Annotated in this window: 17 protein-coding genes; 12 read left to right on the top strand and 5 right to left on the bottom strand. The window is 74.0% G+C overall.

Features of this window, described 5'->3' with window-relative positions; translation table 11 throughout:
• Positions 1 to 207: 207 nt before the first annotated feature.
• Both ACI8AA_RS17240 and ctaC read right to left on the bottom strand, forming a co-directional pair.
• Complete coding sequence (locus ACI8AA_RS17240) at positions 208 to 612, bottom strand: cytochrome c oxidase subunit 4 (protein WP_456938679.1); 405 nt, start codon at positions 610 to 612, stop codon at positions 208 to 210.
• Positions 613 to 666: 54 nt separating this feature from the next.
• Positions 667 to 1,539: an aa3-type cytochrome oxidase subunit II gene (ctaC, locus tag ACI8AA_RS17235; protein WP_457045619.1), complete on the bottom strand. Its 873-nt coding sequence runs from the start codon at positions 1,537 to 1,539 to the stop codon at positions 667 to 669.
• A gap of 255 nt (positions 1,540 to 1,794) precedes the next feature.
• Between ctaC and ACI8AA_RS17230 the strand changes: the two genes are divergently transcribed.
• From ACI8AA_RS17230 to asnB, 3 genes are read left to right on the top strand one after another with little or no spacing between them, the layout of a single operon-like run.
• Positions 1,795 to 2,160 (top strand): metalloprotease, encoded by a 366-nt coding sequence (locus ACI8AA_RS17230; RefSeq protein WP_457045618.1) that lies wholly within the window; start codon positions 1,795 to 1,797, stop codon positions 2,158 to 2,160.
• Entirely contained in the window at positions 2,150 to 2,494 is a 345-nt protein-coding gene (locus ACI8AA_RS17225; RefSeq protein ID WP_456926568.1) for a DUF3817 domain-containing protein, read from the top strand. Before ACI8AA_RS17230 ends, ACI8AA_RS17225 begins: the two co-directional genes overlap by 11 nt.
• Before the next feature lie 30 nt (positions 2,495 to 2,524).
• A complete protein-coding gene (gene asnB, locus ACI8AA_RS17220; protein WP_457045617.1) occupies positions 2,525 to 4,459 on the top strand; it encodes an asparagine synthase (glutamine-hydrolyzing) in 1,935 nt (644 codons plus the stop codon).
• 65 nt (positions 4,460 to 4,524) lie between these two features.
• Here asnB and ACI8AA_RS17215 read toward each other — a convergent pair whose 3' ends face one another.
• Positions 4,525 to 4,881 carry a HesB/IscA family protein gene (locus ACI8AA_RS17215; protein ID WP_089402984.1) on the bottom strand — a complete coding sequence of 119 codons (357 nt, stop codon included), beginning with the start codon at positions 4,879 to 4,881 and terminating at the stop codon, positions 4,525 to 4,527.
• A 143-nt stretch (positions 4,882 to 5,024) separates the two neighbouring features.
• On the opposite strand from ACI8AA_RS17215, the gene ACI8AA_RS17210 reads away from it, so the two are divergent.
• Both ACI8AA_RS17210 and ACI8AA_RS17205 read left to right on the top strand, forming a co-directional pair.
• Complete coding sequence (locus ACI8AA_RS17210; protein ID WP_457045616.1) at positions 5,025 to 5,639, top strand: DUF3043 domain-containing protein; 615 nt, start codon at positions 5,025 to 5,027, stop codon at positions 5,637 to 5,639.
• 21 nt (positions 5,640 to 5,660) lie between these two features.
• Entirely contained in the window at positions 5,661 to 6,644 is a 984-nt protein-coding gene (locus ACI8AA_RS17205) for an aldo/keto reductase family protein (protein ID WP_457045615.1), read from the top strand.
• Positions 6,645 to 6,680: 36 nt separating this feature from the next.
• On the opposite strand, the gene ACI8AA_RS17200 is transcribed toward ACI8AA_RS17205, so the two are convergent.
• Entirely contained in the window at positions 6,681 to 6,893 is a 213-nt protein-coding gene (locus tag ACI8AA_RS17200) for a hypothetical protein (protein WP_457045614.1), read from the bottom strand.
• Between the two features lie 136 nt (positions 6,894 to 7,029).
• On the opposite strand from ACI8AA_RS17200, the gene ACI8AA_RS17195 reads away from it, so the two are divergent.
• From ACI8AA_RS17195 to ACI8AA_RS17180, 4 genes are read left to right on the top strand one after another with little or no spacing between them, the layout of a single operon-like run.
• Positions 7,030 to 7,467 (top strand): phage holin family protein, encoded by a 438-nt coding sequence (locus ACI8AA_RS17195; protein ID WP_457045613.1) that lies wholly within the window; start codon positions 7,030 to 7,032, stop codon positions 7,465 to 7,467.
• The gene (locus ACI8AA_RS17190) at positions 7,464 to 7,925 is read left to right on the top strand and encodes a DUF3618 domain-containing protein (RefSeq protein WP_457045612.1); all 462 of its coding nucleotides are present in this window, start codon (positions 7,464 to 7,466) and stop codon (positions 7,923 to 7,925) included. The genes ACI8AA_RS17195 and ACI8AA_RS17190 overlap by 4 nt, the downstream gene beginning before the upstream one ends.
• Positions 7,922 to 8,197, top strand: coding sequence for a DUF4235 domain-containing protein (locus ACI8AA_RS17185; RefSeq protein ID WP_457045611.1), 276 nt, complete (start codon positions 7,922 to 7,924; stop codon positions 8,195 to 8,197). The genes ACI8AA_RS17190 and ACI8AA_RS17185 overlap by 4 nt, the downstream gene beginning before the upstream one ends.
• Before the next feature lie 37 nt (positions 8,198 to 8,234).
• Positions 8,235 to 9,371 carry a YihY/virulence factor BrkB family protein gene (locus ACI8AA_RS17180; protein ID WP_457045610.1) on the top strand — a complete coding sequence of 379 codons (1,137 nt, stop codon included), beginning with the start codon at positions 8,235 to 8,237 and terminating at the stop codon, positions 9,369 to 9,371.
• A gap of 25 nt (positions 9,372 to 9,396) precedes the next feature.
• Here ACI8AA_RS17180 and gcvT read toward each other — a convergent pair whose 3' ends face one another.
• Complete coding sequence (gene gcvT, locus ACI8AA_RS17175; protein ID WP_457045609.1) at positions 9,397 to 10,506, bottom strand: glycine cleavage system aminomethyltransferase GcvT; 1,110 nt, start codon at positions 10,504 to 10,506, stop codon at positions 9,397 to 9,399.
• Positions 10,507 to 10,610: 104 nt separating this feature from the next.
• Here gcvT and ACI8AA_RS17170 point away from each other — a divergent pair, with 104 nt between their 5' ends.
• The 3 genes from ACI8AA_RS17170 to sucB all read left to right on the top strand — a co-directional run bounded on the left by ACI8AA_RS17170 (position 10,611) and on the right by sucB (position 15,554).
• On the top strand, positions 10,611 to 12,122 hold the full coding sequence (locus ACI8AA_RS17170) for a leucyl aminopeptidase (RefSeq protein WP_457045608.1): 1,512 nt from the start codon (positions 10,611 to 10,613) through the stop codon (positions 12,120 to 12,122).
• A gap of 141 nt (positions 12,123 to 12,263) precedes the next feature.
• Positions 12,264 to 13,643 (top strand): dihydrolipoyl dehydrogenase, encoded by a 1,380-nt coding sequence (gene lpdA / locus ACI8AA_RS17165; protein ID WP_457045607.1) that lies wholly within the window; start codon positions 12,264 to 12,266, stop codon positions 13,641 to 13,643.
• Positions 13,644 to 13,703: 60 nt separating this feature from the next.
• The gene (gene sucB / locus ACI8AA_RS17160; protein ID WP_457045606.1) at positions 13,704 to 15,554 is read left to right on the top strand and encodes a 2-oxoglutarate dehydrogenase, E2 component, dihydrolipoamide succinyltransferase; all 1,851 of its coding nucleotides are present in this window, start codon (positions 13,704 to 13,706) and stop codon (positions 15,552 to 15,554) included.
• Positions 15,555 to 15,819 lie beyond the last annotated feature (265 nt).

The following is a 15,819-nucleotide window of genomic DNA, read 5'->3' as shown; positions in this document are numbered from 1 at the left end:
CGGCGGCCGAGACGCGCTGCAGCGGACGGAGGGGCGCCCCCGGGCAGCGCCCGGCCCTCGGTCAGGGCGTCGTACGTCAGGCCGCGGACGCCACTTCCACGGCCGGCCCCGACGGCAGCCCAGCCGCACAGGGCAGCCCCCGGCCGTGGGAGAGCACGAGGGCCCCCTCCCGCGGTGCGGGAGGGGGCCCTCGTCAGCGGGCGGACGTCAGCTGGACTGCGCGTTCTGCCCGACGTAGAACTCGAACAGCAGGCCGCCGATCGTCACGAGCAGGCTCACGACCCCGATGATGATCAGCCAGTCGTACCAGAAGGCCAGGCCGAGGCCCGTGACGGCCGCGGCCGAGGCGAGGCCGAAGGGCCAGTAGCTGGCAGGGGGGAAGAAGCCCAGCTCACCGGCGCCCTCGGCGATCTCGGCGTCCTTGCGGTCCTCGGGCCGGGCGTCGATGCGGCGGGAGATGAACCAGAAGAATCCGCCGATGAGGCCGGTGAGACCCCCGGACAGGATCAGCGCGGTGGTGCCGATCGGCTCCTGCGCCCAGAAGCCGTACACGGCCGCGGCGACGATGCAGAACACCGCGATCAGGTTGAAGATGAGCGCCTCGACCTTCACGGCCGTCCTCCCTGCGCAGCGTCGGTGCGGTGGTCCTCGGTGCCGGCGGACACGTCAGTCGGCCGCACGCTGGTAGTAGCCGTCGCCCACGCGGAACGGCTCGGTGGTGATGGCCTCGCCGTCCTGGCCGATGCTCTCGAGCGCCTCGCGGGTGCTCTGGCCCGACTCGCGAGCGGCCAGGTAGGCCTCGTAGTCCTCGGCCTCGACGATGCGGACCTCGAAGTTCATGTACGCGTGGTAGGAGCCGCAGAGCTCCGCACAGCGCCCGACGTAGGCGCCGGTCTCGTTCGGGTGCAGCTCGAAGACGTTGTCCCGGCCGTTCTCGTTGCCCGGGATGACGTCGAGCTTGAACAGGAACTCCGGCACCCAGAACGAGTGGATGACGTCGGCGGAGGCGACCTCGAAGCGGATGTCCTGGTCGACCGGGAGCACGAGGATCGGGATCTCGTCGGTCGCGCCGACGGTGTTCACCGGCTCGCCGTCGGGACCGGTGGTCTCCGGGTAGACGAACTGCCAGTTCCACTTGAAGGCGTTGACAGCGATCGTCGTGTCGGGGTCGTCGCTGCGCTCCTGCACGTCGTTCTGCACCGAGACGGTGAAGAAGAACAGGGCGGCGATGATGATGAACGGGAAGATCGAGTACGCGATCTCCAGCGGCAGGTTGTACGCCGTCTGCCGCGGCAGGTCGTCGCCCTTCTTCCGGTGCATGACCACCGACCAGATGATCAGGCCCCACACGATGAAGCCGACGATCAGCGCGGCGATGACCGAGCCGGTCCACAGCTGACGGATCTCCGTCGCTTCCTCGGTCACGCCCTCGGGGAACCCGAAGCGCCAGAACTCGTTGTTGAGGTCGCACCCGGTGAGGGTGAGCACCCCCAGGAGACCGAGCGCGGCGACCCGCGCGAGCCTGCTGCGTCGAGCCACTGCTCGCTGCCTCCTCGTCCTCCACCCGGCGGTTCCCCGGGCGGCTCTCCCGGCGCGGCCACGAGGCGGGTACCCGCCCTGGTCCGTGCGCCGACCTCAGTCTGGGCCGAGACTAGCCGACCCCGCACGGCGGCCGACCACCGGAGACCCGGTACCGGCGGGTCGGCCGGGACCGCCGGGACACCGGTGACGGCCGCCCGTGGCCCTGCTCACCGTGCCGCCTCGCCGGCGGCGGGGGCGGTTAGAGTCGAGGGCGTGTGGACGCGGCTGCTGACCTTCCGCTGGGTGCTGCTGCACCTGCTGGTGGCCGCCCTGTTCGTCGCCACGTTCTTCCTCGGCTACTGGCAGCTGTCCAAGGCCGAGAACGGCGGCGGCGCGGTCAACTGGAGCTACGCGCTGCAGTGGCCGCTGTACGGGTTCATGGGCCTGTGGTTCTACGTCCGCATGGTCCGCGTCGAGCTCAACCGCCACCCCGACGAGGACGAGCCGACCACCGCCGTCGTGCTGTACCAGCGGCCGCGGGTGGACACCAGCGGGGACCCGGAGCTGGCCGCCTACAACGCCTACCTCGCCGATCTCAACGAGCGGGCGCTCGGCCAGCGGGGTCCCGGTGGCCGCTGAGCCGCAGCAGGTGACGCTGACCCCCCAGGTGGCCGGCGCGCTCACCCGCTACCGCGTCATGGCCTACGCCGTCGGCGTGATGCTCCTGGTACTCGTCGCCGTCGCCATCCCGCTGCGCTACGCGGCCGGGGTGCCCGAGGTGTCCGCGGTGGTCTCGCCCGTCCACGGGCTGCTCTACATCGTCTACCTCCTGACGGCGTTCGACCTGGCCCTCAAGGCGCGGTTCACCGCCAAGGGCACCCTGCTGGTGCTGCTGGCCGGCGTCGTCCCCCTCGTGTCGTTCGTCGCGGAGCGCCGGGTGACCACCCGCGTCCGCGCCGGCCGCCCCCTCTGACCGTCCTCCTCACTCCCGGGAGAACTCCGCATGTGCGGCCTGCTGGCCTACCTGTCCACCGACGCGCCCCGGGTCGCCGAGAGGCACGTCGACGACGTCCGCGAGGCGCTGCACTGCCTGCACCACCGCGGCCCCGACGACACCGCGGTCTGGTCGGACGAGAACGTCGTCCTGGGCTTCAACCGGCTGTCGATCATCGACGTGGAGGGCAGCCCCCAGCCCCTCCCCTACGCCGGTGACCGCTACCGGATCCTCTTCAACGGGGAGATCTACAACTACGTCGAGCTGCGCGAGGAGCTGCAGGCCGCCGGCGCGCAGCTGGCCACGCACGGCGACACGGAGACGATCGTCGCGGGCTACCACCTGTGGGGCCAGGACGTCGTCCGGCGGCTGCGCGGGATGTTCTCCTTCGTCATCTGGGACACCGAGACCCGCACCGCCTTCGGCGCCCGCGACCCGTTCGGCATCAAGCCGCTGTTCACCGCGCGGCTGGCCGACGGCGGGCTGGTCTTCAGCTCGGAGAAGAAGGCGCTGCTGCAGCTGCTCGGCGGCAGCGCGGCCGCGGGCGGGGTCGACCCGGCGTCGCTGCAGCACTACCTGACGCTGCAGTACGTGCCGGAGCCGGCGACGCTGCACCGCGGCATCCGCCGGATCGAGAGCGGCACCACCTTCACCGTCGTCGACGGCGAACTGTCCACCGCGCGCTACTTCCACCCCGCCTGGACGCCGCAGCCGGTGCCCGCCGGCCGGGAGCAGGAGCTCCACGACCGCATCGCCGAGGTGCTCGACGAGTCGGTGGCCAAGCACATGCGGGCCGACGTCACCGTCGGGTCGTTCCTGTCCAGCGGCATCGACTCCACCGCGATCGCCGCGCTCGCGCACCGCTACAACCCGGACCTGCTGACGTTCACGGTCGGCTTCCAGCGGCAGGCGCAGTCGGAGATCGAGATCGCCGCCGAGTCGGCGTCGATCCTCGGTGTCAAGCACGTGCCGGTCGAGGTCACCGCCGAGCAGTTCGCCGCGGCCATCCCCGAGGTGGTCTGGTACCTCGACGACCCGGTCGCCGACCCCGCGCTCGTGCCGCTGTACTTCGTCGCCCGCGAGGCCCGCAAGCACGTCAAGGTCGTGCTGTCCGGCGAGGGCGCCGACGAGCTGTTCGGCGGCTACACCATCTACCGCGAGCCGATCAGCCTCGCGTGGGCGTCGAAGCTGCCGCCGGCCGCCCGCCGGGCGATGGCCCGGATCGCCGACGTGCTCCCCGAGGGCGTCCGCGGCCAGGACCTGCTGCGCCGGGCGTCGATCCCGCTCGAGCAGCGGTACTACGGCAACGCCCGCAACCTGCGCGACGACGAGCTGGCCGCGCTGCTGCCCGGCCGCGACCCCGACCTGTCGCACGTGGCGGTCACCGAGGACCTGTACCGGCGCACCCGCGAGGCCGGCTACGACGACGTGACGGCGATGCAGTACGTGGACCTGTTCACCTGGCTGCGCGGCGACATCCTGGTCAAGGCCGACAAGATGACCATGGCCAACTCGCTCGAGCTGCGGGTGCCGTTCCTCGACCCCGAGGTCTTCGCGATCGCGAGCTCGCTCCCGGTCGACCAGCGGGTGCCCCGCCGCGGCGACGCGACCAAGTACGCGCTGCGCCAGGCGATGCGCCAGATCGTGCCGCCGCGGATCATGAACCGCCGCAAGCTGGGCTTCCCCGTGCCGACGGCGGACTTCCTCGCCGGCCCGCTGCACGAGTGGGCCCGCGAGATCGTCACCTCGAGCCAGACGCAGGAGTGGCTGGACCGCGACGTCGTCCTCGGCCTGCTCGACCGGCTGCGCGCCGAGGAGGTGCCGAGCAAGCGGATCGCCCGTCAGCTGTGGTCGGTGCTGGTCTTCATGGTGTGGCACGGGATCTTCGTCGAGGAGCGGATCGTCGTCGACGTCCCGGAGACGGTCTACCCCGTCAAGCTCTGAGAACGCGGAACGGCGCCCGCCCCCGGGAGGGGACGGGCGCCGTTCTCGCGCTCAGGCGCGGGCGCTCAGTGGAACGAGTCACCGCACGCGCAGGAGCCCTGCGCGTTCGGGTTGTCGATCGTGAAGCCCTGCTTCTCGATGGTGTCGACGAAGTCGATCACCGCGCCACCCAGGTACGGGCCGCTCATCCGGTCGACGATGACCTCGACGCCACCGAACTCGTAGGTCTGGTCGCCGTCGAGGAACCGCTCGTCGAAGAAGAGCTGGTAGCGCAGGCCGGAGCAGCCACCGGGCTGGACGGCGATGCGCAGACGCAGGTCGTCACGACCCTCCTGGTCCAGCAGCGCCTTGACCTTCGAGGCGGCCGGCTCGCTGAGCAGCACGCCGGTGCTGCCGGTGGTCTCGGTGTCCTGCACCGTCATGTCGTTGTCCTCCCACATCCGAGGGCGTCCGTTGCGGCAGTCCCTGCCGCGGGTCAACACCGCCGTGGCGGGCCCTCTTCCCACTGTACGGCGCGCACCGCGGGAGGCCAGTCCCTCGCGGGGACGCACGTAGACTCGCGGGCGTGAAGCTCCGCCTGCCCGGGCGCCGGGACCGCACCGCCGAGACCGCCCCGGACACCGCCGCCGACCTGACCGAGCAGCAGCTGGTGAAGGCCGGCGGCAAGGGCCGCCCGACGCCCAGGCGCGCCGAGGCGCAGGGCCGCCGTCCCGGTCCGCCCCCGCCGCCGCCCACCACGCGCAAGGAGGCCTACGCCCGCATGCGCCAGCAGCAGGCGCAGCGGCGGGCCGACACCCGCGCGGGCATGGCGCGCGGCGACGACGCCTACCTCCCGGCGCGCGACCGCGGCCCGGTGCGCAAGCTCGTGCGCGACATGGTCGACGCGCGCCGCAACGCGGGCAGCTTCTTCCTGCCGGTCGCCGCCCTGGTGCTGGTCGGGTACTTCATCCCGAGCCCGGCGGTGCAGAACTACACGGTCTTCGTCTGGTTCCTGTTCTTCCTGGTGATCATCGTCGACTCGGTGTTCCTGGGCCGGCGGATCTCGAAGACGGTCCGCCAGCGCTTCCCCGACCAGCCGCACCGGATGAAGGGCCTGGTCTGGTACGGCGTCAGCCGCGCGACGATGATCCGCCGCTGGCGGTTCCCGAAGCCCGAGGTGGCGGTCGGCGCCGAGGTCTGACCGGCACTAGCGTCGGGGCACGTGGAGTACCGACGCCTCGGCCGTTCCGGCCTGACCATCTCCGAGATCGCCTACGGCAACTGGCTCACCCACGGGGGCCAGGTCGAGGAGGACGCCGCGCAGGCCTGCGTGCGCGCCGCCCTCGACGCCGGCATCACCACCTTCGACACCGCCGACGTCTACGCCGGCACCCGCGCCGAGTCTGTGCTCGGCCGCGCCCTGGCCGGTCAGCGCCGCGAGGGCCTGGAGATCTTCACCAAGGTCTACTGGCCCACCGGCCCCGGCCCCAACGACCGCGGCCTGGGGCGCAAGCACGTCACCGAGAGCTGCGACGCCTCGCTGCGGCGGCTGCAGACCGACCACATCGACCTCTACCAGGCACACCGGTACGACCCGACGGTGCCGCTCGAGGAGACGATGACGGCCTTCGCCGACCTGGTGCGGGCGGGCAAGGTGCTCTACGTCGGCGTCTCCGAGTGGCGGGCCGAGGAGATCGCCGCCGGCGCGGCGCTCGCCCGCGACCTGGGCGTCCAGCTGATCAGCAACCAGCCGCAGTACTCGATGCTGTGGCGGGTCATCGAGGACGAGGTCGTCCCGACGTCGCAGCGCGAGGGCGTCTCGCAGATCGTCTGGTCGCCGCTGGCCCAGGGCGTGCTCACCGGCAAGTACCGGCCGGGCGAGCAGCCGCCGTCCGACAGCCGGGCCGGGCACGAGGAGGCCGGCCGGTCGATGCGCGGCTTCCTTCGCGACGACGTCCTCGCCCGCGTGCAGGAGCTGCGGGCGGTCGCCGACGGCCTCGGCCTGTCGATGGCCCAGCTGGCCGTCGCCTGGGTGCTGCAGAACGAGAACGTGGCCGCGGCGATCATCGGCGCGACCCGCCCGGAGCAGGTGCACGACAACGTCAAGGCCGCGGGGGTGCGCCTCGAGGACGACGTGATGGCGCGCATCGACGAGGTGCTCGGCGACGTCGTGGAGCGCGACCCGGCCAAGACCGCCCGGGGCTGACCGACCCCGGCCTGGACCTCGACCTCGAGTCGAGGTTCAGGCCGGGGCCAGCGCCATCGGCCCGTAGGCCCGGGTGTCGCCGTCGAACAGGCTCACCGTGGCCACGCCCCGGGCCAGCAGGTCCCGCCAGTTCTCCCCCAGCCACGACTCGGCGTCGCCCTGGTTGTCCGCGGGCGGCATCTCGACGCCGAGCGCGGCCGGGTCCAGGGTCGCGCCGGTCGGGTCCTCCAGCCGCCACGTCCAGCTCATGGCGCGAGGGTAGTGACCGCGCCGCGACACGCCCCGCGTCCCGCGCCGTGTCCGGGGTGTGACCACCTGCGGGGTTACGCCGCCGATCTCCCCGGGCATGGGAGGTCATCGACCGCCCCGTTCCCCCGGAGGACCGATGACCGTGCCCCCCGCGGGCGCCTCGCGCGCCACACCCCCGCCGCCGACGGCCGACGAGGCCTCGACCGGCCAGCTGATCAGCCAGCTGACCGAGCAGGTCTCCCGCCTGGTCCGCGACGAGGCCCGGCTGGCCCAGGCCGAGATGACCCAGAAGGCCAAGCGCCTGGGCGTCGGCGCCGGCCTGTTCGGCGGCGCCGGGCTGTTCGGCTTCCTCGGGCTGTGCGTGCTGGTCGCCACCGCCGTCCTGGCCCTGGACGTCGTCCTGCCCGCCTGGCTCGCCGCCCTGATCGTCGCCGTCGTGCTGTTCGCCGTCGCCGGGGTCCTGGCGCTGGTCGGCAGGAAGGACGTGCAGAAGGGGACGCCGCCGGTGCCCACCGAGGCGATCGCCAGCACGAAGGCCGACATCGCGACGGTGAAGGAGAGTGCGCGCCGATGAGCACCCCGACCGGGAGCTCCCGTCCCGACGACGCCGCGGCGAACGGCCCGACCGACCCCGAGGCCATCAAGGCCGACATCGAGGCCACCCGCGAGCAGCTCAGCCGCACCGTCGACGAGCTCAGCCACCGCCTCGACGTCCCCGCCCGGGCCAAGGAGGGCGCGGCCCGCGCCAAGGACACCGCCGTCGAGACCTACCGCGAGAGCCCGCCCGCCGTCATCGGCGCCGGCGCCGCGCTCGCCGGCCTGGTCGGGCTGGTCGTCTGGCGGCGGCGCCGCAAGCGCCGCCGGGCCCCGGCCGCCGGGTCGGCGGCCGCCGTGGCGCAGGCCCGCGCCGAGGCCCACCGGGCCCGCAAGGAGGCCGCCCGCGAGGCGGCCCGGGCCCGCCGGGCGGTGGCGCGGAACGCGCGGAGGACGAAGCAGCGGACCCGGAAGGCCGCGAGGAAGGTGCGCACGTGAGCAGCAAGGGCGCGAAGCTCGTCTACCGCCCGGTCGGCCTGGTCGGGGGCATCCTCGCCGGCATCGTGTCCGGGGCGGTGTTCAAGCAGGTGTGGAAGCGCATCTCCGGGGAGGACGACGCCCCCGACGCGCTGCAGAGCGAGTACCGCATGCGCGAGGTGGTCCTCGCCGCGGCGATCCAGGGCGCGATCTTCGCCGCGACCAAGGCGGCGATCGACCGGGCCGGCGCGCGTGGCTTCACCAAGCTCACCGGCAGCTGGCCGGGCGACTGACGCCGGGACGACGGCGACCGACGGGAGGGGGCCTGGCATGTCCGGGACCAGGCAGCGCGACAGCGCGGTCGACCGGATCCGCGAGCGGGTCGAGGAGAAGGCCGCCCGGCGGGCGGCCGCGCGGGAGGCGGCCGAGCGGGCCGCCCGGGGCGAGGAGGCGGCCGACGCGGGCCGGGTGCCGCCCGGGGGCCCGACCCCGGCCGAGCTCCCCGGGATGCACGCGGACAAGCCCACGGAGATCCCGGCCCGGGGCTGGAAGCAGATCGTCAAGCGGGCGTGGGCGGAGAACAACGCCGACAACATGCCGATCATCGCCGGCGGTGTCGCGTTCTTCGCCTTCCTCGCGATCTTCCCGGCGCTGATCGCGACGATCTCCATCTACGGCCTGGTGGCCTCGCCGGAGACCGTCGCCCGGCAGGTCGAGAGCCTGTCGGCGCAGCTCCCCGACGAGGCGGCCGCCCTGATCGGCGACCAGCTCACCGCGATCACGCAGAACAGCGGCGGCGCGCTGTCGGTGTCGCTGGTGATCTCGGTGCTCGCGGCGCTGTGGTCGGCGTCGGGCGGCACGGGCAACGTCATCACCGCGGTGAACATCGCCTACGACGAGGTGGAGACCCGCGGCTTCGTCAAGCGCAAGGCCATGGCGCTCGGGCTCACGCTCGGCGCCATCGTGTTCGTGCTGGTCACCTTCACGCTGGTCGCCGTCGTCCCGGCGGTGCTCGACGCGCTGCCGCTGGGCGTCGTCGGGACGGTCCTGGCGCAGGTCGTGCGCTGGGTCCTGCTGCTCGGGGTGTTCGCCGGCTCGCTGGCGGTGCTCTACCGGGTGGCGCCCGACCGCGACGCGCCGCAGCTCAAGTGGGTCAGCCTCGGCGCGATCGTGGTCACGGTCATCTGGGCGCTGGTCAGCCTGGGCTTCAGCTTCTACGTCAACAACTTCGGCTCGTACGACAGGACCTACGGCGCCATCGCCGGCGTCATCGTGCTGATGCTGTGGCTGTACCTGACCTGCTACCTGGTCCTGCTGGGCGCAGAGATCAACTCCGAGGCCGAGCACCAGACGGCCGAGGACACCACCGAGGGCCCGCCGGTCCCCATGGGCCAGCGCAACGCCACGATGGCCGACGAGCTGCCCGACCCGCCCGAGCCGACCAAGGAGTCGAAGAAGAAGGCCTGACGGCCTCCCCCAGCGGGCGCCCTCCTCAGCGCACGTGCGAGGGCACGAACGGCGGCCGGACGGCGACCACGGGCTGCGGGCGGCCACGGACGTCGACGGCCAGCGGGGTGTCCGGGGCGACGCCGGCCGCGGCGTCGAGCAGGGCCAGCGCGATCCCGGTGCGCAGCGTCGGGGAGAACGTGCCGCTGGTGACCTCGCCGACGCGGCGGCCGGCCTCGTCGAGGACGTCCATGCCGGGACGCGGGATGCCGCGGCCGGTGGCGCGCAGGCCCCACAGCAGCCGGGTCGGGCCGTCCTCGCGCTCGGCCAGCAGCGCCTGCCGACCCCAGAAGGCCGGCTTCCTCCAGCCGACCGCCCAGCCGCTGCGCGCCTGGTTGGGGGTGATCTCCCGGGACAGCTCGTGCCCGTGCAGCGGGTAGCCCATCTCGGTGCGCAGGGTGTCCCGCGCGCCGAGCCCGCACGCGCGGATGCCCTCGGCGGCGCCGGCCTCGAGCAGCCGGTCCCACAGCGCGCCGGCCCGCTCGGCGGCGACGAGCAGCTCGTAGCCGTGCTCGCCGGTGTAGCCGGTGCGGCAGACGGTGACCTCCTGCCCCGCGCCGCCCGCGAAGGCCATGTAGTCCAGGTCCGCGGCCAGCCCGGCGGCCTCGAGGACGGCGGCCGACCGCGGCCCCTGGACGGCGAGGACGGCGACCTCCTCGTGCCGGTCGGTCACCGTGACGCCGGCCGGTGCGGCGGCGGCGATCCGCGCGAGGACCTCCTGCGCGTTGGCGGCGTTGGGCACGAGCAGCACGTCGTCGGGTGAGTGCAGGTAGACGATGAGGTCGTCGACCACGCCGCCGGCGTCGGCCTCGCCGTCGGGGACGCAGCACAGCGTGTACTGCGCCTGCCCGGGCCCGATCCGCCCGAGGTCGTTGGTCAGGCACGCGTCGACCAGGGCCGCGGCACCGGGCCCGCGCACGGTGCCGGTGCCCAGGTGCGAGACGTCGAACAGGCCCACCGCCTCGCGCACGGCGGCGTGCTCCGCGAGCACCCCGCCGCCGGTGTACTCGATCGGCATCGACCACCCGCCGAAGTCGGCCAGCTTGGCGCCGGCCGCCACGTGGCGGTCGTGGAGGGGCGAGGTCCGCGCGGTCACCCCCGCACGCTATCCGGCGACCTGCTGGAACCGGCCCCCCGTGCAGGGGCCCGCGCCGAGCCTGCGAGGCGTGGGGGGCACGGGGGTCCTTCTAGGATCGAGCGGTGCCGCCCACGATCACCGCCACCGACCGCCCGCTCGAGAAGACCCCCGCCGACGCCGTCGTCGTCGGCATCGGGAAGGGCTCCTCCGGCCCGCTGCCCACACCGGGCGCGGAGGCCGTGGACCGCCTGCTCGGCGGCCGGCTGCTGCCCGCCCTGGCCGACCTCGGGGCGCGCGGCACCCAGGACGAGGTCACCCGGGTGGCCAGCCTCGGGCAGGGGCCGTTCCCCGTCGTCGCCGCGGTCGGGCTCGGCGCCTCCGAGGCCACCGGCGGCTACTCCCCCGAGGCGATCCGGCGCGCCGCCGGCGCGGCCAGCCGCGCGCTGGCCGGCCGCGGCTCGGTCGTCACCCTGCTGGCCGCCGTCGGCGGGACCCCGGACGCCGAGCGGCTGCACGCCGTCGGCGAGGGCGCCCTGCTCGGCGCGTACGAGTTCACCGCCTACAAGTCCGGCCTGCCCGCCGACCGGCCCACCCCGCCGCGCGAGTTCACCGTCGTCGTCCCCGACGCCGGCACGGCCAAGGCCCCGCTGGCACGGGTCCGCGCCGTGGCCGACGCGGTCGCGCTGGTGCGCGACCTGGTCAACACCCCGCCCAACGACCTCTACCCGGCCGAGATGGCCGCCCGCGGCGCCGCCGCGGGCAAGGCAGCCGGCCTGAAGGTCGAGGTGCTCGACGAGGACGACCTCGCCGCCGGCGGCTACGGCGGCATCCTGGCCGTCGGGAAGGGCTCGGCGCGTGGCCCGCGGCTGCTGCGGCTGACCTACACGGGCAAGAAGGCGCAGCAGAAGGTCGCCCTCGTCGGCAAGGGCATCACCTTCGACAGCGGCGGCCTGTCGATCAAGCCCGCCGCGAAGATGGACGAGATGAAGAGCGACATGGCCGGCGCCGCGGCCGTGATCGCCACCGTCTGCCTGGTCGCCCAGCTCGGCCTGCCGGTCGAGGTCACCGCCACCGTCCCGATGGCGGAGAACCTGCCCAGCGGCACCGCCTACCGCCCCGCGGACGTGGTCACCTTCCGCAACGGCAAGAAGGCGGAGATCACCAACACCGACGCCGAGGGCCGGGTGATCCTGGCCGACGCGATCGCCCGCGCGGCCGAGGACTCCCCCGACGTCCTGCTCGAGACCTCGACGCTGACCGGCGCGCAGCTGGTCGCGCTCGGCGCGCGCACCGCCGGCGTCATGGGCAGCGACGACATGCGCGACGCCGTCGTCGCGGCCAGCCGGCGCAGCGGCGAGCCGATGTGGCCGATGCCGATGCCGGAGGAGCTGCGGCGCGGCATCGACTCGCCGGTCGCCGACTTCGTCAACGCCAACGCCGACCGGATGGGCGGCATGCTCGTCGGGGCGCACTTCCTCGCCGAGTTCGTCCCGGCCGGGCTGCCCTGGGCGCACGTCGACATCGCCGGCCCCAGCTTCAACACCGGCGCGCCCTGGGGCTACACGCCCAAGGGCGGCACCGGGGTGCCGGTCCGCACCCTGCTGGCGACCATCGAGGACCTGCTGACCCGCTGACCTCGCGTGCGGCCGGGGACCCCGGCCGCACGCGGCACGCAACCGCCCTCGGCCTGCCCCGTCACCCGGAGTGGCAGGATGGTCGAGGACCATCCCCCACCCGTTCGGGTGGGGCAGGCCGAGAGCATCGAGGAGCACGTCGTGAGCGCACCCACCACCCCCGCCGACCTGGTCATCCTCGGTGGTGGCTCGGGTGGCTACGCCGCCGCGCTGCGGGCCGCGGAGCTGGGGATGTCGGTCGTCCTGGTCGAGAAGGACAAGGTCGGCGGCACCTGCCTGCACCGCGGGTGCATCCCCACCAAGGCCCTGCTGCACGCAGGCGAGGTCGCCGACCTGGCCCGCGAGGGCGAGCAGTTCGGGGTGAAGACCTCGCTGGCCGGCATCGACATGGACGGCGTCAACTCCTACAAGGACGGTGTCATCTCGCGGCTGTACAAGGGCCTGCAGGGCCTGATCAAGAGCCGCAAGATCACCTACGTCGAGGGCGAGGGCCGGCTGGTCTCCCCCACCGCGGTCGCGGTCAACGGGCAGACCTACGAGGGCCGCCACGTGCTGCTGGCCACCGGCTCCTACTCGCGCTCCATCCCCGGCGTCGAGCTCGACGGCGTCCGCGTCATGGACAGCGAGCAGGCCCTCGCGCTCGACCGCGTCCCGACCTCGGCGATCATCCTGGGCGGCGGGGTCATCGGCTGCGAGTTCGCCAGCGCCTGGAAGTCCTTCGGCGTCGACGTCACGATCATCGAGGGCCTCAAGCACCTGGTCCCGCTGGAGGACGAGAACTCCTCCAAGCTCCTCGAGCGCGCCTTCCGCCGCCGGAAGATCAACTTCGAGCTCGGGAACATGGTGTCCTCGGTGCAGTCCACCGAGAACGGCGTCAAGGTCACCCTGCAGAACGGCAAGGAGTTCGAGGCCGAGATCGTGCTGGTGGCCATCGGCCGCGGCCCGGTCAGCCAGGGCCTGGGCTACGAGGAGGCCGGCGTCGCGATGGACCGCGGCTACGTGCTGGTCGACGAGTACTGCCAGACCAACGTCCCGACCATCTCCGCCGTCGGCGACCTCATCCCGACCCTGCAGCTGGCCCACGTCGGGTTCGGCGAGGGCATCCTCGTCGCCGAGCGGCTGGCGGGCCTGCCGGTCGTGCCGATCGACTACGCCGGCGTCCCGCGGGTCACCTACTCCGACCCCGAGGTCGCCTCGGTCGGCCTGACCGAGACCCAGGCCCGCGACAAGTACGGCGACGTCGAGACCCTCGTCTACGACCTGGGCGGCAACGGCCGCAGCCAGATCCTCAAGACCCAGGGCGCGGTCAAGCTGATCCGTCAGAAGGACGGCCCGGTCGTCGGCGTGCACATGGTCGGCAGCCGGGTCGGCGAGCTCGTCGCCGAGGCCCAGCTGATCTTCAACTGGGAGGCCCTGCCCGACGAGGTCGCCTCCCTGATCCACCCGCACCCCACGCAGAGCGAGGCGATCGGCGAGGCCCACCTGGCCCTGGCCGGCAAGCCGCTGCACGCCCACAGCTGAGCCGGCCGGCTCCGCTCTCCGTCTCCCCCACCCGCGCCACCACGAAGGAGCCCCGCCCCGATGCCGACCTCCGTCACCATGCCCGCCCTGGGCGAGAGCGTCACCGAGGGCACGGTCACCCGCTGGCTGAAGCAGGAGGGTGAGCAGGTCGAGGTCGACGAGCCGCTGCTCGAGGTCTCGACCGACAAGGTCGACACCGAGATTCCCTCCCCCGCGGCGGGCGTCCTCACCAAGATCCTCGTGTCCGAGGACGAGACCGTCGAGGTCGGCGCCGAGCTCGCCGTGATCGGCGGCGACGGTGACGGCGCGGGTGCCGGCGGTCCGGCCTCCGCCGAGGACGCCACCACCCCGCAGACCCCGGTCGAGCAGGTGGAGGACGCCGGCCCCGGCGCCGCCGACGAGGCGCAGCCCGCCCCCGCCGCCGAGGCCCCGGCCCCCGCCGACCAGGGCGGCGGTCAGGGCGGTGGCGAGGGGACGCCGGTGACCATGCCGGCGCTCGGCGAGAGCGTCACCGAGGGCACCGTCACCCGCTGGCTCAAGGCGGTCGGCGACGAGGTCACCGCGGACGAGCCGCTGCTCGAGGTGTCGACCGACAAGGTCGACACCGAGATCCCCGCCCCGGTGTCGGGGACCCTGCTGTCGATCACGGTCAACGAGGACGAGACCGTCGAGGTCGGCGCCCAGCTGGCCGTGATCGGGTCCGGTGCCGCCCGTGGCGGTGCACCCGCCCCCGCCCCGCAGGAGGCCCCGGCTCCCGCCCCTGCCCCGGCTCCCGCCCCCGAGCCGCGGCAGGAGCAGCAGCCCGCACCCCAGCCGCCGGCCGCGCCGCCGTCGGTCCCCGCCGGGGCCGACTACGGGTCCGGCGAGGCCGAGACCGTCCGCGCGCAGCAGAGCAACCAGCCCTCGCAGCCCGCACAGGCACAGGCCCCGGCGCCCGCGGCTCCGGCCGACGGTGGCGGCACCTACGTGACCCCTCTGGTCCGCCGCCTGGCCGCCGAGCACGGCGTCGACCTGGCCGGCGTCACCGGCACCGGCGTGGGCGGCCGCATCCGCAAGCAGGACGTCCTGGCCGCCGCGGGGGCCGCCTCCGCCCCGGCCGCGGCTCCTGCTGCCGCCCCGGCCGCGGCTCCGGCCGCCGCCGGCCGGCCCACCACGCCGTCGCCGGCGGCCCAGCCGGACACCTCGCTGCGCGGCCGCACCGAGAAGATGTCCCGCCTGCGCGGTGTCATCGCCCGGCGGATGGTCGAGTCGCTGGCGGTCAGCGCCCAGCTGACCACCGTCGTCGAGGTCGACGTCACGCGGATCGCCAAGCTGCGCGACCGGGCCAAGCGGGACTTCGAGGCCCGCGAGGGCGTCAAGCTGTCGTTCCTGCCGTTCTTCGCCAAGGCGGCGGTCGAGGCGCTCAAGGCCCACCCGGCCGTGAACTCCTCGGTCGACGTGGAGGCCGGCACGGTCACCTACCACGACCAGGAGAACCTGGGCGTCGCCGTCGACACCGAGCGCGGCCTGCTCGTGCCGGTCATCCACGGCGCCGGCGACCTGAGCATCGGCGGGCTCGCCCGCAAGATCGCCGACCTGGCCGAGCGCACCCGACTGAACAAGGTGACCCCGGACGAGCTGGGCGGCGGCACGTTCACGCTGACCAACACCGGCAGCCGCGGCGCCCTGTTCGACACGCCGATCATCAACCAGCCGCAGGTGGCGATCCTGGGCACCGGCACCGTGGTCAAGCGCCCGGTCGTGGTGCAGGACCCGGACCTCGGCGAGGTCATCGCGGTGCGCTCGATGGTCTACCTGGCCCTCACCTACGACCACCGGATCGTCGACGGCGCCGACGCCGCGCGGTTCCTCGGCACGGTGAAGGAGCGGCTGGAGGCCGGACAGTTCCAGGGCGAGCTCGGCCTGAGCTGACGTCCCCCGGTCGGGGGGGGGGGGGGGGGGGGGGGGGGGGGGGGGGGGGGGGGGGGGGGGGGGGGGGGGGGGGGGGGGGGGGGGGGGGGGGGGGGGGGCGGGGGGGCGGGCGCCCAGCCCGCCCCCGGCGCCCCCCCCCCCCGCCAGGTGCGCGGTGGCGTAGCGGCGGCACGCGTCGGGGGCGTGCCGGGCCTCGGCCAGGGCCCGGGTGGCCTGGTCCAGCAGCTGGCCCGCGGCCGCCGGGAGCGGCGGGGGCAGGGGCAGC

Source organism: Geodermatophilus sp. SYSU D01180 (assembly GCF_054050415.1).
This window is presented reverse-complemented; position numbering and strand designations above follow the sequence as displayed.